27 protein-coding genes are annotated in these 24,997 nt (G+C 64.8%); 16 read left to right on the top strand and 11 right to left on the bottom strand.

The features are described 5' to 3' along the window. Together Q0C42_RS01755 and Q0C42_RS01750 are read right to left on the bottom strand one after the other, a co-directional pair. Positions 1–696, bottom strand: a complete 696-nt coding sequence (locus tag Q0C42_RS01755) for a GNAT family N-acetyltransferase (protein ID WP_295071097.1) — start codon at positions 694–696, stop codon at positions 1–3. Further along, a complete protein-coding gene (locus Q0C42_RS01750; protein ID WP_295071095.1) occupies positions 693–1,412 on the bottom strand; it encodes a molybdopterin-binding protein in 720 nt (239 codons plus the stop codon). Before Q0C42_RS01750 ends, Q0C42_RS01755 begins: the two co-directional genes overlap by 4 nt. A gap of 115 nt (positions 1,413–1,527) precedes the next feature. Between Q0C42_RS01750 and map the strand changes: the two genes are divergently transcribed. Continuing rightward, positions 1,528–2,337: a type I methionyl aminopeptidase gene (gene map / locus Q0C42_RS01745; protein WP_295071092.1), complete on the top strand. Its 810-nt coding sequence runs from the start codon at positions 1,528–1,530 to the stop codon at positions 2,335–2,337. A 91-nt stretch (positions 2,338–2,428) separates the two neighbouring features. Here map and Q0C42_RS01740 read toward each other — a convergent pair whose 3' ends face one another. Next, the gene (locus Q0C42_RS01740) at positions 2,429–3,193 is read right to left on the bottom strand and encodes a molybdopterin-dependent oxidoreductase (RefSeq protein ID WP_295071090.1); all 765 of its coding nucleotides are present in this window, start codon (positions 3,191–3,193) and stop codon (positions 2,429–2,431) included. Next, positions 3,186–3,977, bottom strand: a complete 792-nt coding sequence (locus Q0C42_RS01735; protein ID WP_295071087.1) for a cytochrome b/b6 domain-containing protein — start codon at positions 3,975–3,977, stop codon at positions 3,186–3,188. Before Q0C42_RS01735 ends, Q0C42_RS01740 begins: the two co-directional genes overlap by 8 nt. A gap of 139 nt (positions 3,978–4,116) precedes the next feature. Here Q0C42_RS01735 and accD point away from each other — a divergent pair, with 139 nt between their 5' ends. Beyond that, positions 4,117–5,037, top strand: coding sequence for an acetyl-CoA carboxylase, carboxyltransferase subunit beta (gene accD / locus Q0C42_RS01730; protein ID WP_295071084.1), 921 nt, complete (start codon positions 4,117–4,119; stop codon positions 5,035–5,037). 3 nt (positions 5,038–5,040) lie between these two features. Then, complete coding sequence (locus Q0C42_RS01725) at positions 5,041–6,312, top strand: folylpolyglutamate synthase/dihydrofolate synthase family protein (RefSeq protein ID WP_295071082.1); 1,272 nt, start codon at positions 5,041–5,043, stop codon at positions 6,310–6,312. A gap of 42 nt (positions 6,313–6,354) precedes the next feature. Here Q0C42_RS01725 and Q0C42_RS01720 read toward each other — a convergent pair whose 3' ends face one another. Together Q0C42_RS01720 and Q0C42_RS01715 are read right to left on the bottom strand one after the other, a co-directional pair. Further along, positions 6,355–6,993, bottom strand: a complete 639-nt coding sequence (locus Q0C42_RS01720; RefSeq protein WP_295071080.1) for a TetR/AcrR family transcriptional regulator — start codon at positions 6,991–6,993, stop codon at positions 6,355–6,357. Between the two features lie 56 nt (positions 6,994–7,049). After that, positions 7,050–7,235 carry a hypothetical protein gene (locus Q0C42_RS01715; RefSeq protein ID WP_295071077.1) on the bottom strand — a complete coding sequence of 62 codons (186 nt, stop codon included), beginning with the start codon at positions 7,233–7,235 and terminating at the stop codon, positions 7,050–7,052. 154 nt (positions 7,236–7,389) lie between these two features. On the opposite strand from Q0C42_RS01715, the gene mbfA reads away from it, so the two are divergent. Together mbfA and Q0C42_RS01705 are read left to right on the top strand one after the other, a co-directional pair. Continuing rightward, a complete protein-coding gene (gene mbfA / locus Q0C42_RS01710; RefSeq protein WP_295071075.1) occupies positions 7,390–8,367 on the top strand; it encodes an iron exporter MbfA in 978 nt (325 codons plus the stop codon). Beyond that, positions 8,367–9,059, top strand: a complete 693-nt coding sequence (locus Q0C42_RS01705; protein WP_295071072.1) for a nitroreductase family protein — start codon at positions 8,367–8,369, stop codon at positions 9,057–9,059. The genes mbfA and Q0C42_RS01705 overlap by 1 nt, the downstream gene beginning before the upstream one ends. Before the next feature lie 3 nt (positions 9,060–9,062). On the opposite strand, the gene Q0C42_RS01700 is transcribed toward Q0C42_RS01705, so the two are convergent. From Q0C42_RS01700 to Q0C42_RS01690, 3 genes are read right to left on the bottom strand one after another with little or no spacing between them, the layout of a single operon-like run. Further along, positions 9,063–10,091: a protein phosphatase 2C domain-containing protein gene (locus Q0C42_RS01700; RefSeq protein WP_295071069.1), complete on the bottom strand. Its 1,029-nt coding sequence runs from the start codon at positions 10,089–10,091 to the stop codon at positions 9,063–9,065. Further along, positions 10,072–10,917, bottom strand: a complete 846-nt coding sequence (locus Q0C42_RS01695; RefSeq protein ID WP_295071066.1) for an FHA domain-containing protein — start codon at positions 10,915–10,917, stop codon at positions 10,072–10,074. Before Q0C42_RS01695 ends, Q0C42_RS01700 begins: the two co-directional genes overlap by 20 nt. A gap of 38 nt (positions 10,918–10,955) precedes the next feature. Continuing rightward, positions 10,956–12,554, bottom strand: a complete 1,599-nt coding sequence (locus Q0C42_RS01690; protein WP_295071064.1) for a serine/threonine-protein kinase — start codon at positions 12,552–12,554, stop codon at positions 10,956–10,958. 373 nt (positions 12,555–12,927) lie between these two features. Here Q0C42_RS01690 and Q0C42_RS01685 point away from each other — a divergent pair, with 373 nt between their 5' ends. From Q0C42_RS01685 to Q0C42_RS01640, 10 genes are all read left to right on the top strand, one after another. After that, a complete protein-coding gene (locus tag Q0C42_RS01685) occupies positions 12,928–13,863 on the top strand; it encodes an AEC family transporter (protein ID WP_295071061.1) in 936 nt (311 codons plus the stop codon). Then, complete coding sequence (gene fghA / locus Q0C42_RS01680; protein WP_295071058.1) at positions 13,860–14,690, top strand: S-formylglutathione hydrolase; 831 nt, start codon at positions 13,860–13,862, stop codon at positions 14,688–14,690. Before Q0C42_RS01685 ends, fghA begins: the two co-directional genes overlap by 4 nt. Before the next feature lie 7 nt (positions 14,691–14,697). Further along, positions 14,698–15,153, top strand: a complete 456-nt coding sequence (locus Q0C42_RS01675) for a CAP domain-containing protein (protein WP_295071055.1) — start codon at positions 14,698–14,700, stop codon at positions 15,151–15,153. A gap of 135 nt (positions 15,154–15,288) precedes the next feature. Continuing rightward, the gene (locus Q0C42_RS01670) at positions 15,289–15,744 is read left to right on the top strand and encodes a hypothetical protein (RefSeq protein WP_295071052.1); all 456 of its coding nucleotides are present in this window, start codon (positions 15,289–15,291) and stop codon (positions 15,742–15,744) included. A gap of 80 nt (positions 15,745–15,824) precedes the next feature. Continuing rightward, entirely contained in the window at positions 15,825–16,760 is a 936-nt protein-coding gene (locus Q0C42_RS01665) for a DMT family transporter (protein WP_295071049.1), read from the top strand. Next, positions 16,750–17,373 (top strand): HAD family phosphatase, encoded by a 624-nt coding sequence (locus Q0C42_RS01660; RefSeq protein WP_295071046.1) that lies wholly within the window; start codon positions 16,750–16,752, stop codon positions 17,371–17,373. The genes Q0C42_RS01665 and Q0C42_RS01660 overlap by 11 nt, the downstream gene beginning before the upstream one ends. Beyond that, entirely contained in the window at positions 17,370–18,275 is a 906-nt protein-coding gene (locus Q0C42_RS01655) for an ornithine cyclodeaminase (RefSeq protein ID WP_295071044.1), read from the top strand. The genes Q0C42_RS01660 and Q0C42_RS01655 overlap by 4 nt, the downstream gene beginning before the upstream one ends. A gap of 348 nt (positions 18,276–18,623) precedes the next feature. Next, positions 18,624–20,462, top strand: coding sequence for a BTAD domain-containing putative transcriptional regulator (locus tag Q0C42_RS01650; protein ID WP_295071042.1), 1,839 nt, complete (start codon positions 18,624–18,626; stop codon positions 20,460–20,462). 187 nt (positions 20,463–20,649) lie between these two features. Further along, positions 20,650–21,615, top strand: coding sequence for an EamA family transporter (locus tag Q0C42_RS01645; RefSeq protein ID WP_295071039.1), 966 nt, complete (start codon positions 20,650–20,652; stop codon positions 21,613–21,615). Positions 21,616–21,650: 35 nt separating this feature from the next. Then, the gene (locus Q0C42_RS01640; RefSeq protein WP_295071036.1) at positions 21,651–22,439 is read left to right on the top strand and encodes a DUF1194 domain-containing protein; all 789 of its coding nucleotides are present in this window, start codon (positions 21,651–21,653) and stop codon (positions 22,437–22,439) included. Positions 22,440–22,467: 28 nt separating this feature from the next. On the opposite strand, the gene Q0C42_RS01635 is transcribed toward Q0C42_RS01640, so the two are convergent. Beyond that, positions 22,468–23,304: a BtpA/SgcQ family protein gene (locus Q0C42_RS01635; RefSeq protein WP_295071034.1), complete on the bottom strand. Its 837-nt coding sequence runs from the start codon at positions 23,302–23,304 to the stop codon at positions 22,468–22,470. Between the two features lie 14 nt (positions 23,305–23,318). Between Q0C42_RS01635 and Q0C42_RS01630 the strand changes: the two genes are divergently transcribed. Continuing rightward, the gene (locus tag Q0C42_RS01630; protein WP_295071031.1) at positions 23,319–24,218 is read left to right on the top strand and encodes a PfkB family carbohydrate kinase; all 900 of its coding nucleotides are present in this window, start codon (positions 23,319–23,321) and stop codon (positions 24,216–24,218) included. 6 nt (positions 24,219–24,224) lie between these two features. Here Q0C42_RS01630 and Q0C42_RS01625 read toward each other — a convergent pair whose 3' ends face one another. Next, positions 24,225–24,992 carry a glutamine amidotransferase gene (locus Q0C42_RS01625; protein ID WP_295071028.1) on the bottom strand — a complete coding sequence of 256 codons (768 nt, stop codon included), beginning with the start codon at positions 24,990–24,992 and terminating at the stop codon, positions 24,225–24,227. Between the last annotated feature and the right edge of the window lie 5 nt (positions 24,993–24,997).

Raw genomic sequence — 24,997 nt, 5'->3', positions numbered from 1 at the left:
TCATTTCATTCGGTAATGGTACTCTCCCACAACTTCCATGCCAAGGCGAGCATAGAGCGCGCGCGCGGCGGCGTTCTGCCGGGTCACGACCAGCGACAGCCGCCTGGCCTGCTGCGCGGCCGCCCAGTTGGCCGCGGCATGAAGCAAGTTTTTCCCCAGGCCCAGTCGACGATGGCTCTGCCGCACCTCAAGGGCGTGCAGCATCGCCTCGTCCCCGTGGCAGGCGACGAAGGCCACGCCAGCGGATCGATCGTCGATCCGACCAAGGAGGGCCGCCTTTGGTGCCTGAACCCGCTCCATCACCGCGATGCGGGCTGGCCCGATACCGCCCTCGGCCCAGACCGAGCGGGCAATTTCAAGTGGGGGCCAGTGTGGGAAGGCAGTGAGCCGCGGAAGATCGGCGGCCAGTCGGTCGACCGGCGCGGCATAGGCCACGACCGGGTCGACGATCTGCCAGCCACGGGCGTCAAGTGCTGCGTCAAGCGCGGTCTCTCCGGCGCGGACCAGCATCAGGGGCGCAGGCATCGCGGCTTCCAGCGCATCGAGATCGGCCTTGGTGAACGATCCATCCAGACTGGCAGCAGAGACGCGCTTGCCGCCACCCGCCCCGTCCCGAAGGGTAAAGGGGCCGAACTGCCAGCTGCTGGCGGGGGGCCAGGTCGCCTCCATCACCTCGGCCAGCAGTGCCGGCGTCATCCGAACAGCCTAGTCAGCTTGACCATTGCTGCGTCGAGCTGCCCTGGATCGGTGCCCCGCACCACCAGGTTGGTGCCATGCGCCCCGTTCTGGATGAAGGGATACGACCCCATCGACAGTTCCGGGAACTCGGATGCCAGCGCACCGAAGGGACCCGCGATCTCGCCCTCGCCCCGGTTTACGCGAAGGGACTGAGAAAGAAGCGGCGGGCCGCCGGTCAGGTTCGGCAGGACCGACGCGACCATCGCCTGAAAGATGTTCGGCACCCCGGCCATCACGTGCACATTCCCGATGGTAAAGCCGGGCGCGGTGGAGACTGGGTTGTCGATCAGCGTCGCCCCGTCCGGGATGCGTGCCATCCGCTGCCGGGCTTCGTTGAACGGCAGGCCCGAGCGGTCGTAATGCGCCTGCAAGAGCGCCATCGCGTCGGCGCGGTGGCTGATCGGCGCGCCCATCGCCTCGGCCACGGCGTCGGCAGTGATGTCGTCATGGGTCGGACCGATCCCGCCCGAGGTGAAGACATGCGTGTATTTCGACGACAAGGTGCGCACGGCATCGACGATTTCAGAATGGATGTCGGCCACCATCCGCGCCTCGCGCAGGGTGATGCCGATACGGGTCAGCTCTTCGGCCAGAAAATGCATGTTCGAATCGCGGGTGCGGCCCGAAAGGATTTCGTCGCCGATCACCAGAATTGCGGCTGTCGGGTTGGTCATGGCCTGTCTCCTCGCGGTCTTTCGGTCGGGTATAGCCTTCGCGGGCGGGCTTTCAAACCCCGACCTCTGGCCAATTCCGCGCGAGGCAACTATGTAGGGGCCAAGGAGACTGCCTGTGGACGACCTGCGAGCCCGCATCACCAAGGACGGCATCCGCATCTACGAGGATGCGGACTTTGCCGGTATGCGCGCAGCCGGTCGCGTGGCGGCGGAAATCCTGGACGCGGTGGCCCCTCTGGTCGTGCCGGGAACGACCACGGCGGTCATCGACGACTTCATCACCGACGAAATCAGGCGGCGCGGGGTCACCTCGGCCACCATCGGCTACAAGGGCTACAAGCACGCGTCTTGCATCAGCGTGAACCATGTGGTCTGCCACGGGATTCCCGGCCAGAAACTTCTGATGGATGGCGACATTTTGAATGTCGACGTCACGGTGATCGTCGATGGCTGGTATGGCGACACCAGCCGGATGTATGTGGCGGGCCAGTTGGCTCGGAAGGCCGAGCGATTGATCGAGGTCACGCATGAGGGCCTGATGCGCGGGATCGCCGCGGTTAAGCCGGGCAATACCTTCGGGGATATCGGTTACGCGATCCAGGCTTACGTCGAGGCGCAGCGGATGAGTGTCGTGCGCGACTTCTGCGGTCACGGGCTTGGCCGGGTGTTCCACGCGCCGCCGAACGTTCTGCACTACGGTCGTGCGGGGGCCGGCCCGGTCCTGGAGGAAGGCATGTTCTTCACCATCGAACCGATGGTGAACCTTGGCCGTCCCGAGACGAAGGTTCTGGCCGATGACTGGACCGCGGTGACCCGCGACAAGTCGCTTTCGGCGCAGTTCGAACATTCGGTCGGCGTCACGGCCACGGGCTGCGAGATCTTCACCCAGTCCCCGGCCGGCAAGTTCCACCCGACCTGGGGGTGAGCCTGCGGAAAACCTCCTCGTGCGACTTTTTCTTCTCGTCGGAGGGCAGGCCGACAAGCGAGGAATGACGAAGTCATCAACGAGCGCCCCGTCAGATCCCCGCGTACCATTCATAGCCCCGGTCGGCCCAGTAGCTGCCCTTCCCGGAGCCCAGGTCCACCAGACTGTCCGTCAGTTCGATGGTGTGGACGTACTTCGCCATCTTGTATCCAAGCTGCCGTTCCACCCGAAGGCGCAAGGGCGCACCGTTGGCGACCGGCAAGGCGGCGCCGTTCATCGCATAGGCCAGGATCGTCTGGGGATGGTAAGCGTCGATGAGGTCGATGGATTCGTAATAGAACACCTCGCCCGACAAGCTTCGCTCGATCGCGTCGAAGCAGTGAAAGACAGCATAGCGCGCCATGAGTTTGGGCCGCGCCTGGTCCAGCACCGTGCCCAGCGGCACACCCTGCCATTTGGCAATGCAGCTCCAGCCCTCGACGCAGTCGTGCCGCGTGATCTGGGTCCGCGAGGGCAGCAAGGTCAGGTCGGCCAGCGACAGGCTTTGCGGGTGGTCGACCAGGCCCGCGACGGTCAGGCGATAGTCCTGAAATCCTGAGCCGGCCATCCGGCGATAGTCGGCACTGTCGGGGTCGGTCGATCCGTTCGGCCGCTGCCCCTGGCGGATGTCGGCCTCGGAAAACTCGGGCGCAAGCCGGTCGCCCATCACCGCGCGCTGGGCGCTGCGGGTCAGGCTTTCGTGGCCGGCAAAGAGCGCGCGCAGGCGGCTGTCCGGCTCGGTCGCGCTGTCGAACACCTTGCATCCGGACAGCGCCAGCGCCGCCCCGCCAAGCAGAAGCCTGCGTCGATCAAGCATGGTCGTCTCCATCGGTGCGATACCAGCCGGTCAGGATCGACCGCATTTCGTTCAAGGGACCCGCCAGGAGGATCATCGCCATGTGGACAACAAAGAAGCCCAGTAGACCCAGCATGGTCAGGAAGTGGATCGTCCGCGCTGTCTGGCGACCCTGGAACAGGTCCAGAAGCCAGGGTGCTGCCGCATTGAAGCCGGGGGACATCGAAAGGCCCGTCAGGATCATCAGCGGCAGGGCCAGAAACAGGACCGAGGCGTAGGCCAGCTTCTGCAGCACGTTGTAGCCGGCGGTGTGGTGAATGCGCAGCCTTGCATGATCTGCGAGGTCCCGTGGCAGAGCCTTGAGGTCGGCGAATGTCGGAACAAGCTGGCTGAGGTGCCCGTTCACGGCCGAAGCCAGCAACCAGACGCCCAGGGTCCCCACCAGAACCCAGGCGAAGAAGAAATGGATCAGCCGTCCGGTGGCAAGGCTGGTCCGGGATGGAATGGTAAGGGCTGCGGGAAAGGCCCGGATTTCGCCGCCCGAGACACCAAGAACGCCGGTCGTATCGAACTCGGTGCCAAGGATGCGGGTCACGCCCTGCAGGCCTGACCCTGTCTCGCGCGCGCCGATGGCCAGAATGGCATTGTCATAGTCAAAGCCGGACTCCTGCCCGATGTGCAGGCTGGGAAACGCGTTGAAGATCTGCAGGCCAGTCAGCATCAGGAAGAAGAGGCTGACCGCCCAAAGCCAATGCGCCAAGCGGGTAGCCAGCTTCTGGCGGTAGACAACGGGACCCTGGGGCATGGCGAACCTCTGGCTGCAACACCGAAGGAACGAGAGCAGGACGCGCAAAGTTTCACAGGGCGTGGCGGATCACCGCTGATTGCATTTCGCCGCCCCGCGGCTTATTTCGGAGGCTGACCGAAGGGGCAGCAGGCACCGCATGAACTGGATCACCAACTACGTCCGTCCGAAGATCAACTCGCTTTTCTCGCGCCGCGAGGTGCCCGAAAATCTTTGGACGAAGTGCCCGGAGTGCGGGACGATGTTGTTCCACCGGGAACTCGCGGCCAACATCAACGTCTGCACCAATTGTGAACACCACGTGGCGATCAGCCCGCGCGAACGCTTTGGCGCGCTGTTCGACGGCGGAATCTTCACCGAGGTGAAGGTGCCCGAGCCCGTGGTCGACCCGCTGCATTTCCGCGACCAGAAGAAATACACCGACCGGATCAAGGCCGCCCAGAAGGCGAGCGGAGAGAAGGACGCGATGCTGGTCGCCGAGGGCGAGATCAACCGCACCCCCATCGTCGCCGCCGCGCAGGACTTCAGCTTCATGGCCGGGTCGATGGGCATGTATGTCGGCAACGCGATCATCGCGGCGGCCGAGCGCGCGGTCAAACTCAAGCGGCCGCTGATCCTGTTCAGCGCCTCGGGCGGGGCGCGGATGCAGGAGGGAATGCTGTCCTTGATGCAGATGCCGCGGACCACGGTCGCCGTGCAGCTGCTGAAAGAGGCGGGGCTGCCCTATATCGTCGTCCTGACCCACCCCACGACGGGCGGCGTTACCGCCAGCTATGCCATGCTGGGTGACGTGCAGATCGCCGAGCCGAATGCACAGATCGGCTTCGCCGGAGCCCGGGTCATCGAACAGACCATCCGCGAAAAGCTGCCCGAAGGCTTCCAGCGCGCCGAATACCTTCTGGACCACGGGATGCTGGACCGCGTCATCCACCGGAAGGCAATGAAGGACGAACTGGTCACGCTGGTCCGGATGCTGACGGGCCAGCCCCCGGCGATCAAGGGCGACCTGCCTGCTCCCACCGAAGCGCCGGCTGTGGGCAAAGTCGAAGCGAGCGCCTGATCCATGACACAAGGCTCTGACGTCATCCTGGAGCGGATGATGACGCTGCACCCCAAGGTCATCGACCTGACGCTGGCGCGCGTCGACCGGCTGCTTCTGGCCCTGGGGAACCCCGAAAAGTCGATCCCGCCGGTGATCCACATCGCAGGGACGAATGGCAAGGGCTCGACCCAGGCGATGATCCGGGCGGGGCTGGAGGCGGGGGACGAGACGGTCCACGCGTATACCTCGCCGCACCTTGCGCGGTTCCATGAACGCATCCGGCTGGCGGGTGAGTTGATCTCGGAGCCCGCGCTGACAGCACTTCTGGACGAATGCGTCCGGGTGAACGGGCCGGACGAGATCACCTTTTTCGAGATCACCACCTGCGCGGCCTTTCTGGCTTTTGCGCGGACAAAGGCGGACTGGACGCTTCTAGAGGTCGGTCTTGGCGGACGGCTGGATGCGACCAACGTGGTCGAAAAACCCCGGCTGACGATCATCACGCCGGTGTCGATGGATCACGAAGCCTTTCTTGGCGATACCATTGCGAAGATCGCAGGTGAAAAGGCCGGGATCATCAAGCGCGGCGTGCCTTGCATCGTTGGGCCGCAGCACCCCGACGGGCTGGCGGTGATCGAGGCGAAGGCGGCCGCCGTGGGGGCACCGCTCTGGGTTTATGGCCAGCACTGGAACGTGTGGGAGGAACGCGGGCGGCTGATCTATCAGGACGAGAACGGACTTCTGGACCTGCCTTTGCCGAACCTGCCGGGGCCACACCAGGTGCAGAACGCGGGGGCTGCCATTGCGGCGCTGCGACTGCTGGGCAAGGGGGAAGCGGCCTGCGAAGCAGCCGTCACCCATGCCGCATGGCCCGCCCGGATGCAGCGCTTGCGGCAGGGTCCGCTGGTGGAGATCGCGCCGCAGGTGGAACTCTGGCTCGACGGTGGGCACAACCCGGCGGGGGGCGAGGCGGTGGCGGCGACGCTGGCGCGGATGCCACAGCGCGAGACGCATCTGATCTGCGGGATGCTGAACACCAAGGATGTGACCGGCTACATGCGCCCCCTGGCCCCGCAGGTGACGCGCCTGCATGCAGTGTCAATCCCGGGCGAGAAAAACACGCTTCCCGCCGAGGTTACCCGCGATGCGGCCCTGTCGGTCGGGATTGATGCTGTCGCGGCCGGATCGGTCGCCGAAGCACTGGCAGCCATCGCCGCGACGTTGCCGGAAGCCCGGGCGCTGATCTGCGGGTCGCTGTATCTGGCCGGATCAGTGCTGCGGGAGAATGGCTAGGCGCCCAAATTCCTTATGCAAGGAATTTGCCAAAATTCTTGCTCAAGAAGTTTGGGTCTGGGCGATCCCGTAGCGCGCCAGGAACATGTCCACGGCGCCATGCACTGACCGGTGCGCCAGTTCTGGCGTGATCGTTTCGGTCATCCCGAAGATCAGCTTTTCGTGGATCGTCGCCTTGCACAGCTGCGCGAACTGGTCGGCGGCAAGGTCCAGGTCGGCGATACTCAGCTGCCCGCTTTCGACATAGGAGCCCAGGTGATGCACCAGCCTCTGGTGGATGAGGCCCGGCCCGAAATCATAGAACTGGCGGCCAAGGCCCGGAAAACGCTCACCCTCGCCGACCACGATGCGGAACATGCGCTGACCGAAGTCCGACAGCTGGAAGGCCACGATCCGTTCGGCCGCGATGGTCAGCGCCACCCGGACCGGGGCGTCGCCTTCGACCATCGCTTCTGCCTCTTCGGTTTGGCGGTGGCATTCGCAGCGCGCTACTTCCAGGAACAGGAGCTGCTTGTCCGGGAAATAAGCGTAGATCGTCGCCTTCGAGACCCCAGCCTCACGCGCGATGTCGTCGACCGAGGCGCGCTCGAACCCGTCCCGCATGAAGATCGTCCGGGCGCCTTCCAGCACCTGGTCGAACTTCCGGCCGCGCCGGACCTCGTGATCGTGGATGGCGTTCATCGGACCCCCTGGCGGGGACCATAGACCATCGCGATCCGGCGCGGCAACCCGGACGGTCACTCGGCCAGTTGGCAGGTCGTCGGCGTCGCAGGCGCAGCGCAGCCCTTGGTCGAGGTGGTCACGGTGGTGTCGGGGAAGGTGAGCGTCGGCAGAAGGACCGCCAGAGAATCCGCCGCGACCGGGGTTGCGATGGGGGCGACAAGGGCAAGGCTGGCAGCAAGGGCAAGGGCGAAGCGGGTCATCGTGATCTCCATTCTGAACTCTACGGTTCAGATTCCTATCTAAACCGAAGAGTTCAGTTTCGCAAGAAAAAATGAACCGTAAAGTTCAGAATCTGTCATTGCAGCGGCGGGCGTGCGAGATAGATTAGAATCATTCCAATCTAAGGTGCACGCCGTGCTGTCTGCCCTGACCTTTCGCCGCCGTTTCAGCGACCTCTCGGAACAGGAGGTGCTCGCCCTCGCAATCTCCTCCGAGGAGGACGATGCCCGCATCTACCGCACCTTCGCCGAGCGACTCAGGGCCGATTATCCCTCATCGGCGGCGGTCTTTGACGGGATGGCGGTCGAGGAGGACGGCCACCGCCAGCGCCTGATCGACCTGCACCGCGGGCGCTTCGGCGATGTCATCCCCCTGCTCCGCCGCGAGCATGTGGCCGGTTTCTACGCCCGACGCCCCATCTGGCTGTCGCAGAACCTGTCGCTGGACGTGATGCGCGGTGAGGCGGCGACGATGGAGAAGACCGCCCATGACTTCTACCTGCGGGCGGCCGCACGGACTCAGGACGCTGCTACCCGGAAGCTGCTGGGTGATCTGGCTGCGGCCGAGGCCGGGCACGAACGCCATGCGCAACGGTTGGAGGAAACGCACCTGCCGCAGGATGCGCGGGACGAGGAAAACCAGACCGCCAAGCGCCAGTTCATCCTGACCTGGGTGCAGCCGGGTCTGGCAGGGCTGATGGACGGCTCGGTATCGACCCTGGCGCCGATCTTCGCGACGGCCTTCGCCACGCAGGACACCTGGACGACCTTCCTTGTCGGTACGGCCGCTTCGGTCGGCGCGGGCATCTCGATGGGCTTCACCGAGGCCGCGCATGATGACGGAGTTCTGTCGGGCCGCGGCTCTCCGTTCAAACGCGGCCTTGCCTCAGGCGTTATGACCACCATCGGCGGGCTTGGCCACGCACTGCCCTACCTGATCCCGGACTTCTGGACCGCCACCACCATCGCCATGATCGTCGTCTTCGTCGAGCTTTGGGCCATCGCATGGATCCAGAACCGTTACATGGAGACTCCCTTCCTGCGCGCGGCCTTGCAGGTCGTGCTAGGCGGTGCTTTGGTCTTTGCCGCAGGGGTCTTGATCGGAGGCGGCTGATGTATCGCAAGGGTGAGGTGAGCTATCAGCCGCTGCCGTTGCCCGACCGGGTGCAGCTGGACGAGGACGCCTCGCTTGCGGCGGCCGAACGGTTCCGGGACTATATGCGCAAGCGCCACTCGGTGCGGGACTATTCCTCGCGGCCCGTGCCCGAGGCGGTGATTGCAGCCTGCATTGCGGCAGCGGGGACGGCGCCCTCGGGGGCGAACCATCAACCCTGGCACTTCGCGGCAATCAGCGATCCCACAATGAAGGCCCGCATCCGCCAGGGTGCCGAGGAGGAGGAGCGGGCGTTCTATCAGGGCGGGGCAGGGGATGAGTGGCTGTCGGCGCTGGAGCCGATCGGGACAGGTGTCTCGAAACCGCATCTGACCGATGCACCCTGGCTGATCGTGGTTTTCGCGCAGCGTTACGGGCTGACCGAGGACGGCACGCGTTACAAGAACTACTACGTGCCCGAAAGCGTCGGGATCGCGACCGGGATGCTGATCTCGGCGATCCATCATGCCGGCCTCGTCTGCCTGGAGCACACCCCCAACCCGATGAAATTCCTGGGTCCGCTGTGCGGGCGGCCCGAGCATGAAAAGCCGGTGATGATCCTGCCGGTAGGCTATCCCGCCGACCGGGCGACCGTTCCGGCCGTGGCCAAGCGGAAAAAACCGCTGGACCAGATCATGAGCGTTTTCCGCTAGCGCCTAGCCAAGGGCCGCGAAGCGGCGCGGGACCACGGGCGAGGGTGCGTCCTGATCCGCCTCTTCCGCCGCAGGCTCGACCCTCTGGTCAGGTTCGGACTCCGGCACGACAAGCTGCAACGGTTCCGCCACGGGAAGCGGCACCAGCACCGGCTCGGGTGCCACGGTGGTCAGGCCGCGCGGCCGGGTGGTGACGGCCATCGCCTCACGCATCGGGCGGTCGGGCATCGGCCGGACGGACGCATCATTGACCTTGATCACCGTGAAGCTGATGTTGTCCTGATCCGGGTCGTCCAGACGCATCAGCTCTTCCAGTAGCCGTTCGGCGATTTCGGTCGAGCGAACCTTGCGGTACCGCGTCAGCACCTTTTCGATCTGGGCATTGGTCAGGTACTGCAGGCCGTCCGAGGCACAGACGACGATGTCGCCCGCCTTCAGTTCGAACGGTTGGGCCGGACAGTCGATCCGCGCAACCTTCGACCCCATCAGCACCGAAATCAGACAATTGCGGTCGGGGTGCGTGGCGGCGGTTTGGGCGTCCAGCAGTCCGGCCTGCACCATCAGGTCAATCTGCGGTGCCATCGAATGATCTTCGTTCAGTTGGTGAAGCTTGCCGTTGCGGAACAGAAACAGCGGCGAGTCCCCGACCGAGATCCACCAGAGCCGGTTCTCGACCAGCGCGGGAACCACCAGGGTGGCCCCCATGCCATTGGTTTCCGGATGGATGCGGGAATGATGGCGCAACGTGTCGTTGGCATGGCTTGCCACGCCGCGCAGAATCTCTGGCGCGTTGGCTTCGAACGACGCAACGTTGGCGAACTGGAATTTCAGCTCGGAGTAGACTTCGGTCAGCACGATCTTCGAGGCGACGTCACCAGCAGCATGGCCGCCCATCCCGTCGGCAAGCACCACGAAACCGGCTTCGGCCCCGACCGGAAAGTCAGCCGTTATCGCGTCTTCCTGATAGTCACGCGCGCCCTGGCTGATTCCCGAGGCGACGTCGTAACGCGGTTCACGCGATCGCCATATCATGCCCGTCTCCTTCCGCCTCGAACGACGACCAGTTGAACTCGGGCGAACAAAGGACTTTCAACACGAGGGTCGTTTCGCCGATCTGGATCTCGTCCCCGTCGGCGGCGGTTTCGGTTGCCAGGAGCGGACGGCCGTTCAGCCGGACGAGGTTGGACTTGCCGCCGTGCCCCACGTGGAATTCATGCGTGGCGGCATCGTAGGCGATGGCGGCATGGTTCTGGCGCGAGATCGCCATGTCGCCGAAATCCAGTGAAATAGTCTGGTCCACGGCGCGACCGATCTGCGAGACGCCCTGGCTCAACGCAAACGAGGCACCCTTGCCGGGGCCGTCCTTGACCACCAGCCAACCGGCGGGGAACATCACGTAACCCTTGCCCTGGGCCGGTGCAGCCGGAACGATTGCCGCGGACTCGATGCCGTCGAACAGGGGGACCACAGCGGTCGGCTGGGCCTCGAAGCCAAGGACGCGGGTCTTGGCGCGCGTCGGACGGCGCGGCGCGTCGCCGTAGGCCGGCGCAGCGACCGGCGCTGCGGGCGGGGCGTCGTCCTCAAGATCCCAGATACCCCGGGTGGATGTGCTGACGCCTTCCGGCAGCGGGGCTTTCACCTTCACGACCCGGCTGGGACGCGCCACGCTGGCAGGAGAGCTAATCTCGGGTTCCGGTTCCGGAGCGGGTGCCGGAGACGCGGCGGCCAGCGCCTCGCGCAGGCGCTTCACTTCAAGCTCGGCAAGGGCGGCCATCACGGGGTCGGGACCTGCGTCAACCTGGCCACCGGCAGGCCCGGTTTCACCATTCTCGCCAAAGATCGTGCGAAGAAACTTCAAGGCTTTCTCTCCCTGTCATCGTGTTCCGGCTAAGGCAGCTAGCCCGCTACCCCAAGCCGAAACTCGGCTTCCAGTGTACTGTCACCACGGCGAATAACAAAACTGTAAGTTGTAATACCGCTTGCAAACTCGCGCTGAAGTATCTCGCGAAGCGCGGTGGCGGTGCCCAGGGTTTCCCCCGTCGGGGCATAGACCAGCAGGATGTCCCCGACCTGGATCGACCCTTGAACGTCGGCCGGAAGTTCCGAGACCACGGTCTGCGTCGCGTTTGGCGTTTCGATCACTTCGAAGGTATAGCCGCCGGGCAGGCGCAGGACGTTGGTGACGGGCAGAAGCTCCTGGATCGTGGGCGCTGCAGCGGTTGCGGTGGGAACGGCCGGAACCAAGACGTCCGCCGAAGCGGTTCCGGCTGTGGCGGTCGGGGCCAGTGCCTGCGGTTCCCGGCTCAAGAGGCCCGGCAAGGACAGCAGTCCGACAAGCAGCAGGACGGCCGCCGTCGACGATATCAGGAAGTCGCGTGGACCGCGGGGGGCCTGGATCACCAGCAGCGGTGCCGGGGACGGCGCAGAGGCGGCCGCGAACTCCGGTTGTGCCGGAACGCTGGGCGCCTTGGCTTCCGCTTGCACCGGGGACGCAGGCGGCGGGGCCGAAACCGTCCGCGCCACCGATGCGGCGGGCACCACGGTTTCCGACACCGGCCGAGCCGCATCGCCCGTCAGCATCAGGCGCCAATCCTCGACCGACTGCAGACGGTCGCGCGGGAAGATCGCCATGGCCTTGTCGATCGCGTCCAGAAAGCCGCGGGGATAGGTCTTGAACCGGCCTGCCAGCGGGCGCAGCGGGTCGCCTTCGCGCCCGGCAATGGCCGACAGACGCTCTTGCGAGGTCTTCGGCGTCTCGCCGGTGATCAGGTGGTAGAAACTGGCGGCCAGAGCATAAAGGTCGCTGCACGGTGCCTGCTTGCTGCCGCTGACGTAGAACTCTTGCGGGGAATAGCCGTCCTTGACCACGCGCAGGCCCGACACCGCGCGGCTTTTCCGGGTGACCTCTTTCCGCGAGGCACCGAAGTCGATCAGGATCGGCTGGCCGGTGGCGTTGTTCAGGATCATGTTGTCAGGCGAGATGTCGCGGTGCAGAAGGCCCCGGTCGTGCACATGACCCAGCGCGTCCAGCATCGTGTGCAGGAACGAGACGATCTCTTTCGGGGTCAGCGGACGCGCCGTGCCCTCGACCGTTTGCAGCAGATCCGGGCCGTCGATGTAGTCCATCGCCATATAGGCGGTCTCGTTGTCCTCGAAGACGTGGTGGACCTTGATGATGTTGGGATGGTCCAGTTGCGACAGCGTCACCGCTTCCTGCATGAAGCTTTTCACCGCAGCCCGGAACTCGTCCTGCTGGGCCCTGGAGCGTGCGCCGACGGTCGTGCCGATCCGGCGGCAGAAGGTCGAGGGGAAGCATTCCTTGATGACCACCTGCCGATCAAGCGAGTCCCGCGCGATGTAGACGATCCCGAAGCCGCCGCTGTTGACGAAGGATTCGATGGTGAACTGCCCGTACAGCAGTCTGGTCCCGGTCGGCAGCTCGTCGGCTGTGCTTCCCAGGTCGACGGAGTCAAACTTGCGCGCGGCAGCGGTCATCATTAATCACCCATACCCGCGTCCTTCTTGCCCCCATGAAGGACTTGCGGTTCTTCACGTGTAGCCAATGAGTTGGGCCAAAACGTGAAGGCTTTCCGATCGTTTTTCGCCACAATCCCTTGCGACCGCTGGTTGCGACTGATGCGGAGCAATCGTGAAATAGGGGAAAATCTGCGCCTCGCGACGCTGATTGCCACTATATCAAGAAACAACTGGCCTTAGCGGCCCCCACCTTCGGGGTAAGGGTTTGCCCTGCTTTTGCCACATCGCGCCGGCTGAATGTTTCTTGATCTCGGGATAGTGCGCCCCCGGACCCCCCGATTCCCTGCCCCGCAGACTTGCCCTTTCGGCCCACCCGTGACACGACGGCCCCATGCTGGCGATCTTTCTGAAAACCCTGCCGTTCTTTGCGCTCATCGGCGTCGGCTACCTTGCCGGGCGGACCCGGTTCTTCTCCGAGGAGGCGACAGCCTACCTCACACGCTTCGTCTTCTACTTCGCGCTGTCGGCCATGCTTTTCGGTTTTGCCGCGAATCTGGACGTCTCCGCGATCTTCAGTTGGCCCTTCGTCTTCGCCTATCTTCTTGCCACCACGGTCGTCTGGCTGGTCGTGGCTGCCGTCGCCCTGGGCCGCCGGGTCAGCCGCGAAGAGGCGGTGTTCGAGGCGCATACCGGCGTCATCGGCAATGTGGGCTTCCTGGGCATTCCGATGCTGGCGCTTCTCTTGGGACCAGAGGCGGTCGGTCCCGTCCTTCTGGTGCTGGCGGTCGACCTGATCGTGTTTTCGTCGATCCTGACGATGGTGATCACCGGACTTCGGGCGGGCCGGGTCAGCGCGCAAACCTTCGGCATCCTTGGCATGGGCCTGGTGAAGAACCCGATGATCGTGTCGGTCGGACTTGGCATCCTTTGGGGATCGACCGGACTGGAGTTGCCGGTGCCGGTGAACGAATTCCTGACGCTGCTGGGGGCCGCCGCCACGCCTTGCGCCCTCTTCGCCATCGGTGCTTCGCTGGCCGGTCGGTCTGCGGAACGGGTCGAGGTCGCCGCCTGGCTGTCGTTCTCGAAGCTGATCCTGCACCCGCTGGCGGTCGCGGGGGCCTGCTGGCTGTTCGGCGTCACGGGGTATCAGGCCGGCGTGATGATTGCCGCCGCGGCCTTGCCGGTGGCGGGCAACGTCTTCATTCTTGCGCAACACTACGGCGTTGCACCACAACGCGTTTCCACCGCGATCCTTCTGTCCACCGCCGGGTCGGTGCTGACTGTGACAGCGGTGATCGCGCTGATCAGCCAGGGAGGCTACACATGAAAACCGTTTCCGAGAACCGGGCCTTTGGCGGAGTGCAGGGCGTCTACACGCACGCCTCCCAATCCACGGGCTGCGACATGACGTTCGGCCTTTTCCTGCCGCAGCAGGCCGAGGAAGGGGCGGTGCCGCTGTTGTGGTTTCTGTCGGGCCTGACCTGCACGCATGAGAACGCGATGATCAAGGCGGGGGCGCAGCGTTGGGCCGCCGAGGCCGGGATCGCGCTGTGCTTTCCTGATACCTCTCCGCGCGGTGAGGGCGTCGCAAACGACCCTGACTTCGCCTTGGGCCAAGGGGCGGGCTTCTATCTGAATGCCACGCAAAAGCCGTGGGAGCGCCATTTCCAGATGTGGGACTACATGACCGAGGAATTGCCTCGCGTCCTTTTCAACGCCTTCCCGCTGGCGGAAGAGGTTCAGGGGATCACGGGGCATTCGATGGGCGGCCACGGCGCGCTGACCATCGCGATGAGCTTTCCGGGCCGCTTCCAGTCGGTCTCCGCCTTCGCTCCGATCTGCAACCCCACGGCGAGCGATTGGGGCCGTCCGCAATTTTCTGCCTATCTCGGACCCGACGAGTCGTCATGGGCCGCACATGATGCGACCTTGCTGATGCGGCGCCGGGGATTCGACGGGCCGATGCTGATCGACCAGGGGACGGCCGACCAGTTTATCGACAAACTCCGCCCTGAAGCGCTGGCCGAAGCGATGGCGCAGGCGCGGCAGGGTGGCACGTTCCGGATGCAGAAGGGCTATGACCACAGCTATTTCTTCGTGTCGACCTTCATGGAAGACCATGTGTCCTTCCACGCCCAGGCTTTCCTGGGCTAAGGCCCTCTTGATTGCCATTGCCGTCGCGGGATCTCCCGCTGCGGCGGTCAGCCCGGCCGAGACGGTGCTATCGGCGGTCAACTCCGCCCGCGCCAAGGCAGGGTGCCAGCCTCTGCGGCTGAATGCCCGGCTGACGGCGGCGGCGAATGCTCACGCCGCTGCGATGGCCGAGCAGAATTTCTTCGGGCATGCAGGCAAGGACGGCAGCAGGTTCGCCTCCCGGATCAAGCGGCAGGGCTACAGTTACCGCAGCGCAGCCGAGAACATCGCGGCAGGGCAGAGGACCGCTTTGCAGGCAGTTCAGGGCTGGCTGAAAAGTGCAGGCCACCGCCGGAACATGCTGAACTGCCGGATGACCGAGACCGGGATCGCCGTGGTCTACCAGGCGGACGACCGGCCGATCCGGGGCAACTCCGCCCCTTTGCGGTACTACTGGGTCCAGGTCTTCGCGGCACCTGGCTGACGCTGCCCCTGTGGCGCTTTCGATTGTAGGCACAGACAAAGGCTTGTTCGTGGACATGCGGACCGATTTCCGCTGCAGGGTTGTGCGGCGGGGCGGGTTGCAGGTAGCGTCGGCGCAAACACGGGGGGTGTGACGATGCGGAATTTGCTGACGATGGTGCTGGTCGTGGTGGCGGCGATCCTGGGCTTCTTCGCCTACCAGTCCAGCCAGAAGGGCAATGCCCTAAGTGCGGACCTTGCCGCAACGACCGAGGCGGTCACCGCGCTGGAGGCAGAGAAGGCGACGCTGACCGCAGAGCTTGCCGCGCTGAAGGCCGAGGGCGAGGCGGCGGTGAAGGCGGCCTCCGATGCTGCGGCAACGGTTCAGGCCGATGCAGCAGCCATGCTGGAGAAGGTCAGCACCCTGGAAGCCGAAAAGGCGGACCTCGCCGCGAAGGTTGCGGCACTTGAGGCGGACGCCACCAAGGCCGCCGAAACCGCGCAGGCCGAGCTTGTCGCGCTAACCGACAGGATCACCGGCCTTGAAGCCGAAAAGGCCGCCCTCCAGGCGCAGGTTGATGCGCTTGCGGTGGCAGCGCCCGCCAACCCCTGACCTCGCTGCCTTGCCCGCCCGCGACATCGCTTGACGCGGGCGGGACAGACGGAACCCGGTGCCACGGGTCACCTGCCCAGATGGCACGCTCTCAAGCCCTGACCGGCATCCTTTTCGCCATCGGTGGCACGCTGATCTTTTCGGTCAACGACGTCTCGATCAAGTTCCTCTCGGACGGCTACGCGCTGCACCAGGTGATCCTGATCCGGGCCTTCGTGGCGATGGCCTTCATCCTGGCGGTGATCGGCTTCTCGCAGCGCGGCTTTGCGCAACTGGTCACCGGGCGGCCAAGGATGCACCTTTTGCGGGTCATCATCGTGATGATCTCGAACGTGACCTACTTCGTCGGGCTTGCCACTCTGCCTTTGGCCGACGCCGTGGCGGTGGCCTATGTCAGCCCGATCATCATCACTCTTCTGTCCATCGTGTTCCTGCGCGAGAAGGTCGGCCCGCGCCGCTGGGCGGCGGTCATCATCGGCATGGTCGGCGTCATAGTCATGCTGCGCCCCGGTGCCGGAGTGATCCAGCCCGCAGCGCTTCTCGTCCTGATCTCGGCGGTCATGTACGCCGCCGGCAACCTTCTGGTGCGGCACATGGGCGGCACCGAAAGCGCGATGACGCTGTCCTTCTACGTGCAGGCGGGCTTCATCGTGGTCAGCCTCTGCATGGGCCTTTGGGTCGGCGACGGACACCTTGCGACGGACGAGGGGCTTTGGGCCTTCCTGTTCCGCCCCTGGATCTGGCCGCCGCTGCACGACTGGCCGGTCTTCCTGGCCACCGGCCTGTCGGTGGGCATCGGGGGGATGATGGTGACGCAAGCCTACCGCACCACGGAAGCGGGCCTGATCGCGCCGTTCGAATATGTCGGGATGCCTCTGGCAATCCTTTGGGGGCTTGTGGTCTTCGGAACTTTCCCCGACGCCGTATCATGGGTGGGGATTGCGCTGATCTGCGGCTCGGGCCTTTATGTGATCTGGCGCGAAACGGTGCGGAAACGGAGCGGCGATGCAGCCTGAGGCGGTGATCTTCGACATCGGCAACGTGTTGACGCGGTGGCAGCCCGAAGCCTTCTACGACCGCGTCCTCGGCGAAGACCGCCGCCGCGCCCTGTTCGACGCCGTGGACCTGCACGGGATGAACGCGCTTGTCGACGACGGCGCACTGTTCCGCGAAACGATCTACGACTGGGCCGACCGCCACCCGGACTGGGCCCCGGAAATCCGCCTGTGGTATGACCGCTGGATCGACCTTGCCAGCCCCCGGATCGAAGGCTCCATCGCCTTGCTGCGGGCCTTGCGGGTGAAGGGCGTGCCGGTCTTCTGCCTGACCAATTTCGGCAGCTATTCCTACGAGGAGGCCCGCGACAAGCTGGACTTCCTGGGCGAGTTCGACCGCGAATATGTCTCGGGCCGGTTGAAGGTGTCGAAACCCGACCCCCGCATCTATCAGGCGGTGGAAGACGATTGCGCCCTTCCGCCCGACCGCCTCCTGTTCGCCGATGACAAGGCCGAGAACATCACCGCCGCCGCCCGCCGTGGCTGGCGCACACATCAGTTCGAAAGCTGGGAGGGCTGGGCCGAACGGCTGGTGGCCGAAGGGCTTTTGACCCGGAAGGAAGCAGGGATATGACCGTCGAAACTATCGCACAGGACGCGGAGCGTTTTCTGGACTGGCAGGGCCTGACCCGGGCGCTCGAGGCCGGGCACCGTATGCCCAAGGCAGAAATCAAGGATATCTTCCTGTACCGCCGTGACGACACCCTGCTGGACCGGGCGGCCTGGATCGACGGGCTGGGCTCGCTCGTCAAGATCGGCACCATCGTTCCCGGCAACACGGCGAGGGGCGTGCCCACCATCAACGGCATCGTCAACCTCTTCGATGACGTGACAGGCGAACTCATAGCGCTGATCGATTTCCACTTGGTGACCAAGTGGAAGACCGCGGGGGACAGTCTTCTGTCGGCCAGCCGCCTGGCGCGGAAGGACAGCCGCAACATCCTGCTGGTCGGCGCCGGCGTCGTTGCCCAGAACATGGTGCAGGCCTATTCCAGCATCTTCCCAGAGGCCCGCTTCACCACCTGGAGCCGGACCCGCGCGACGGCCGAAGCTATGGGTCTGCCCGTCGCCGATGATCTTGAAACCGCGGTGCGTGCGGCCGACATTATCTGCTGTGCAACGATGGCAAAAGCGCCGCTGATCAAGGGTGACTGGCTGCAGCCGGGCCAGCACCTCGACCTGATCGGTGCCTATACGCCCGCCATGCGCGAGGTCGACGATACCGCGATGGCCCGCGCCCGCATCTTCGTGGACGCCCGCGCCACCACGATTCACCACATCGGTGAGCTGATGGACCCCATCGCCTCGGGCGCGATCACCGAGGCGGATGTCATCGCCGATTTTTACGACGACCCCGCGCTCTACGCCCGCCGGTCCGACGACGAGATCACCATCGCCAAGAACGGAGGCGGGGCGCATCTGGACCTGATGACGGCGACCTACATCGCGGACCGCTGGCGCAATCGCGCGGTCTGACGGCGGGAGTGTCCGCACAGCAAAGCGGCACGGCGGTAGGTTCAGAACAGGCATTTCGATCGGAATGGGCCCAACTGGGTCAAGGCTGCGCAAGACGCTCCACAATGCTTGACTCGCGGCCTTGAAACCCGGTTCAATAATAAACAAATCTATATGTATCTGCGTTCGGGCATTGGGTCCCGGACAAGCTCCGGCAGGTGAAAGTTTTCGGCGATCTTTGGTTTGATACGGAGGACGCATTTGCAGCCGGGGTCAGAGGACAGGATACAGTTCAATCTCCTTGGCAGCCTTTCCATTAAAGGCCCGGGGAATTCGTCCCTGGCCCTGGGGAAGAAAGCTTCGGCTCTTTTGGCAATTCTGGCGGTCGCGCCCGGTGGTTCGGTCGCCCGCGACCAGATTGCGGGCCTGTTGTGGAGCACGACGGACGATGCCTTGGCCAAAAGCAGCCTGCGTCAGGCGCTTGCGCTGATCCGCCGCGCATTCCGGGACGAGTCGGACAATTTCCTCCAGATCGGCCGCAACGAGATTGGGCTTAAACGTACCGGGATATGGTGCGATGCGGCGCAATTCCGCGATCATATCGCCGCCGGCCAGTTTCGCGAAGCCGTGGGACTTTACCGGGGGCCCTTTCTGGACGGCACCTCCATTCGGGACACCTGTTTCGAAGACTGGTCGTCGGCAGAACGGCGTGCGCTGCAGGACCTTTACACCCAGGCGCTTGAAACTCTGGCCCCGCAGACATTCGGGAAAGAGCGGGTTTCATTGGCCCGGCGCTGGGTTGCTGCTGATCCCTACCGGGAAGAGGCCCACCAGTTTCTGATGGAAGCATTGACGGAAACCGGCGCGCGAGACGAAGCCTTGCGGCAATTCCGGACGCTGCAGGAAGTCTACAGGGGCGAACTTGGCATCGAGGTGTCGCCGGAAACCACCGCCCTTGCCCGGGCCATCGAGCGGCCCCAGACCAGGGTCGCGACCTCTGCCGCGACGATGGAAGCACGAAGCCCCGCCTCGCCGGTTCTTGCCGTGCATCCGCTGGTCTGCCTTTCGGACAGCCGGGAAAACCTGCTTCTGGCCTCCTCGCTTTCGGGCAGCCTGGTGACCACCTTGTCAAAACTCCCCTATCTACGCGTCGTCGCGATGGGAACCGCTGGCAGAAGCAGCAAGCATCCGGACGATCTTGTCGCCTTGGATCGCGCATCGGCGGCCGACTACATGCTGGAGGGGCAGCTTACGGCGGCCGACGGGCGGGTGCGCGTCAACGTTCATCTTGTGGCGTGCAGGGCCGGGGAATACCTCTTTTCCCACCGGCATGACGTCAACCTGGCGGACGGATTTGCGGCTCAGGACGAAATCACGCTGAAAGTCGCGGTGGCGATCAACGTGGCGCTGCTGCAAGGCGACCAGGCTTTGTCCAAGCTGAACAAATCCAATCAGCTGGAGCCGTGGGAACTTGTGCTTCAAGCCTCCACACTCATCTCAAGTCACGACCGCATTTGCTCGCCCGCCGCGCTGCGTTGCATCTCGGAGGCGATCCGGCTTGATCCAACCTATGCCGCGGCGCACACCCTTCTGGGGTGGTGGCATTGGGGACAGGCGTTCTGCGGGTGGAGCGTCACCCCGGAGGCTTCTGTGGCCGCGGCACTGGAAGCGGCAGCGCGGGGCAGCGCACTTGATCCGGACAATCCAGAGCCGCATGTGGTCATGGGAATTGCCCATATGCAGAACCGGGACTTCACCGCCGCCGAGCTTTGTCTTGGCGAAGCGATGCGGCTGGGCCGCAATCATGCGATGGTCTATGCGGTGGCCGCCAATGTCGCGAATTTCTCGGGTCAACCGGAAGCGGCCCTTCGGCTGACGGAACGCGCCATGCACCTCTGTCCGGTTTATCCGCCGTGGTATGCCGGTGACTTAGCGCAGGCGCATCTGCAGCTTGGCCAGCTCTCGCAATCTCTGATCTGGTCCAAGGCCGCAATCGACCGCAGCGCGGGCTATATCCACGCGCACCTGTTCCGGGTGATCGCGCTTCATGAACTGAGCCGGAAAGACGAGGCGGAAGAGGCGGCAAACCGGGTGATGAAACTGGACCCTGCCTTCAATTCCGCTGCTTGGGCAAAGGGCCAGCCGTTCCTTGACCCGGCTTTGAATAACCGGTTCCTGTCCGCCCTTGTCGCTGCCGGTCTTCCCTAAGGAAACAATCGCGGCCCGAAATGGCCTCGACGGCGCAAATTCACGGTTTGGACAGCCGAATTCACGCCGAAATAACGCTTCCTGGCCGGGGACCGGGGGCCGACAAGCGATTTGCACACGGTCGGACTGCTAGCCTGCCTGATGGCCGCACGCTTATTGCAGCGAACTGCGGTGGCAGGAGATCCCGATGGAGCAGACTGGCGGCAGCGCCTCCACCACAACCGGCATCGCGCAGGTGATGCTGGCCGCCGGACTGTGGGGAACGGTGGGGGTGTCCACCAAACTGGTCACGTCGGCGGGCATGGTTCCGCAGGAGATGCTCAGCCTCGCACGACTGGCCGTCGGTGGTCCGGCCCTGCTGCTTCTTGTCCTTGTCATCGCACGCAGTTCGCTCTCAGCCGTCTTCGCACTTGATCCGGCGCGCCTCGTGGCCTTTGTCCTTGGCTGCACCGTGTTTCAGCTATGTCTCTTCCAGGCGTTCGTTCTGCTGGAGGTGACAACGACGGTCTTCATCACCGTCTGCCTGCCGCCTTTGATTGCGACGGCGGTTTCGCTGGCAAAAGCAGATCGAACCGTGACTCCGGGCGGGCTCTTTGCTTTGGGCCTCGGGACCCTCGGTCTTGCCGCCTTCACCCTCGACGGTCTTTCATCTGGGTTCGACCGCTCGCGCCTGCTTGGACTTGCCCTTGCGGTCCTGGCCGCGGCGGCGTTCGTCCTGATGACCTCGGCCGCCCGCCATCTCAGCCGGACAAGCAGCCCGATGCTTGTGGCGGGGACGGGCCTGACCCTGTCGGCCCTTCTCATGTGCCTGCTGCTGCCATTCAGCAGCTTTGATGCCGGTGCGTCGGGGCAAAGCATCCCGTGGGAGCTGACCGGCTTCATCCTTTATCTGGGCCTTGGCCCGACGGCTTTGGCCTACGTGCTGTATTGTTCGGGAATGGCGCGGTGCCGGTCCACCAATGTGGGTCTGGTCGCGTCCATGATCGAGCCTGCATTTGCGGCGCTTTTGGCCTGGGCGGTGCTGAACGAACGGCTGTCCACCACCGAGCTGGCAGGTTGTGGGCTCGTAATGCTGGCCATGCTGACACTTTGCGAAGCCGAGCGCGGCCGTCGGCCTGCGGTGTTGCTCAGTGTGGAAGAGGTGAAGCCGTGACGCTGTGGAATGTGCTCAAGGGCAGGGTTGGCGCCGTGAGGGCTTCCGGGCACCGGGTGTGCAAGGGCAGCCCGCAGCGCCGTGCCTTCCACGCGCTGGCCCTGCTTGCGCTGACGGCACTGCCCACCCCGTCCGTCGCCCGGTGCGCCGATCTTGCTCTGGTCCTGGCCATCGACGCGTCGGGAAGCATCGGGGAGGCCGAGTTCAAGATCCAGCTTCAGGGCTATGCAGCCGCCTTCCGGTCGCATGACGTGCAGCAGGCCATCCGGTCGGTTGGGGATGTCGACGTGGCCGTGGTGCTTTGGGCAGATGGCGAGATGGCAGCGCAGGTCCAGCCGTTTCGCGATGTCAGTTCCGTTGCAGCGGCCCTGGATCTGGCCGACCGGATCCTGCGGATCCAGCGGACTGTCACGGGGAACACCGGCATCGGACGCGGGTTGTGGACGGCGCTTGACCTGATCGAGTACGACCGCCCCTGCGCGCATCGCCGCGTCGTGAACGTTTCCGGCGATGGAAAGGAAAGCAAGGCCCCAAGATCACGAAGCCAGGTCACGCTTGCCGCGGCCCGGGCGCGTGCCGAACTGCTGGATGTGACGGTCAACGCGCTCGCGATTCAGTCCGAGATCAAGGACCTTGCCGACTGGTACAGCAAGCATCTTCTCACCGGCTCCGGGGCTTTCGTGATGGGGATCGCGGACCTGTCGTCCTTTGCCGCGTCCATCGAACGCAAGCTGGTCCGTGAAATCGCCCATCCGATGCTTGCCGGAACGGAGGTGGGCGATTTTCCCCCTCGCGCCCCGAACCTCGGCTCATCGCGGCATTGATTACTGCCCTGGGGCTGCTTTCGCGGGATCAGAGCCCCGCCGCCGCGCGGTCGACGAAGCGCCTGACACGCTCCGGCTCCACCGGGTTCCACCAGACTCCGCCGACCTTCAACGACGACGCGACGATGACGCCGTTCGTGCGCGACAGGATGTCCGCGATGTTGTCCTCGGTGACGCCTGATCCGACCAGGATCGGCAGGTGCGTCGCGGCGGCAATCTCGTCGATCTCCTCGGGACTTGCCGAATGGCCGGTGCGCTGGCCGGTCGCAATGACGCAATCGGCGTCGAAGAACGCAAGGTCGCGGGTCAGTTCGGTGACGGAGCGGTCGGCGACAATGGCATGGCTGCCGTGCTTCACATGCGCGTCCGCGAAGATGCGCACGTTCTCAGCCCGAAGAAGCGAACGATACCGCAGCGCCTCACCGGCGCGGCCTTCCATGAAGCCTTCGTTGGCCACGTAGGCGTTGGCCCACTGGTTCACCCGCACGAAGTCAGCCCCGCCCGCAACTGCGGTGGCAATCGCGGGCAAGGGGGCGTTTGCGAGGACGTTGATCCCCACCGGCACCCCAGTGGCGCGGCGCACCCGGTCGGTGACGACCGACAGGAAGGCTGGGGTCTCTGGCCCGATATCCTCGGGCTTGGAAAACGGAATGTCGCCGTGGTTCTCGACGATCAGCCCGTGCATCCCACCCGCAATCAACGCCTCGGCATCGCGCAGGCAGGCGTCGTAAAGACTTTCCATAGTCGCACCCCGATAGCGGGGCGACCCTGGAAAGGGCGGGCAATGGATCATCCCGATCAGGACTTTTTCGCGCCCAAAGATTTCGCCTATCGCGCCAGAGCTGCGGTTGGATATGGTCTGCATCGGAAGTCCCTCAGGTGGAAAGCGGCAACGACATGCGCGCCTTCGTGATTGGCAACGTGGCACTGGATGAGGCGGTAACGGTGGCGGAACCGCCCACCTTCGGCGCATCGATCCATGCCGAGGCGGGGGCGATCGACCTGGGCGGCAAGGGCGCAAACCAGGCGATCGTCTTGGGCCGGGCGGGGCTGCCCTGCCGATTTTGCGCCGCCGTGGGGGAAGACAGTCGCGCCGACGACATTCTGCTACGGCTGGTGGCTGAACCGATTGAAACGGACCTTGTCCGCGTGGCGGGGGTGGCCAGCGATTTCTCGATCATCCTACGAACGACCGCGGGTGAAAATGCGGTCATCACCACCAATGCGGCAGCGTCGGGGATGACGGGGGAGGCGGCGTGCGCCGCTTTTGCCGGCGCGGTGCCGGGCGATCTTTTGGTGCTACAAGGCAACCTGTCGGCAGCAACCACCGGCGCTGCACTTCGGCAAGCTCGTGCGATGGGCATGCAGACCGCGCTGAACCCTTCGCCGCTGCGTGAGTTCTTTGCCGATCTCTGGCCGCTCGTCGACATCGCCTTCGTCAACGAAAGCGAGGCCGCCGCGTTAGGCGGGACCGAGGCGCTGATGGCCGCTGGCGTCGCCCAAGTGGTTCTGACGTTGGGAGCGAAGGGCGCGCGGTTGGTCACGGCGACGGCGGATGTCCACGTCTCCGCGCAGCCCTGCGAGGTTGTCGACACCACCGGGGCAGGCGATTGCTTCATGGCGATCGCCCTGGCCTCCGCGGCCCTGCGGTGTGTTGCCCTTGATGCGCGCGCCCTGCGCCACGCGGCGGCGGCGGCGGCAATCACCGTATCGCGCCCGGGCACAGGGGCCGCCTTCCCGACCAAGGCTGAACTGGCGGACATCCTGCGCCAGCCCTGACGGCCATCAGTCCGGGTCATGCGCCAGCCAACCGAGGAGGTTCTTCCACAGCCGCCCATAGCCCTCCCAAGCGCAGAACGCCGGTGACAGCCAGTGCGGGCCGATGTCCGAGGTCCAAGCCGCTGTGCGCCCCTTGCCGTAGCCACCCAGAACCAGCAGCGGATGCCCGCCCTGATCTTCCGGTATCCGCGCCAGAACCTGGGCGCCGTCCCGCACCTCGACCTCGTTGACGCCGAGGACGAAGGGCCAGGCGCCGTCCAGCCCCTCCATGACCGGATGGTTGGGTTGCATCACCTCGGCCACCGCGCCTTCGGGCATTTCGACCCGGTCGTCCCAGGGGTGGCAGGTGACGGGCAACACATCCTCGACCGGGGTCTTACGCCACCGCGCCTTGCCGTCGATGCCCTGAAAGCTGAAGTACCCGCCCACCATCAGAAGCCCGCCGCCGCGTTCGACCCAGGCCTTGATCAGCCGCAGCCGGTTCGGCACGGTCTGCGAGCGCAGCCATACGGCGGGCGGTAGGAGGAAGGAATTGGCCCCGATGTCGGACAGGATGATGACGTCGTAGGCGTCCAGCCCCTCCATCTCGAAGGGGAATGCCTCGACCGCCTCATGCGCGGGCATATAGGTCAGCTCGAACTCGGACCCCTTCAGCGCCGCCACCAAGGGTTCCGCGCCCAGATGGAAGGTCACACTGCCGAACTGATCGAAGCCCTTGTAATGGGTGGCCGAGGAAACCCAGCTTTCACCGACCAGAAGCACCTTGGTTGTCATGCCGC

It is taken from the genome of Tabrizicola sp. (assembly GCF_022842145.1).
In the GTDB taxonomy this organism is placed as follows: domain Bacteria; phylum Pseudomonadota; class Alphaproteobacteria; order Rhodobacterales; family Rhodobacteraceae; genus Tabrizicola.
The sequence above is the reverse complement of the archived record's forward strand: the minus strand, read 5'-3'. Positions and strand labels throughout refer to the sequence as shown.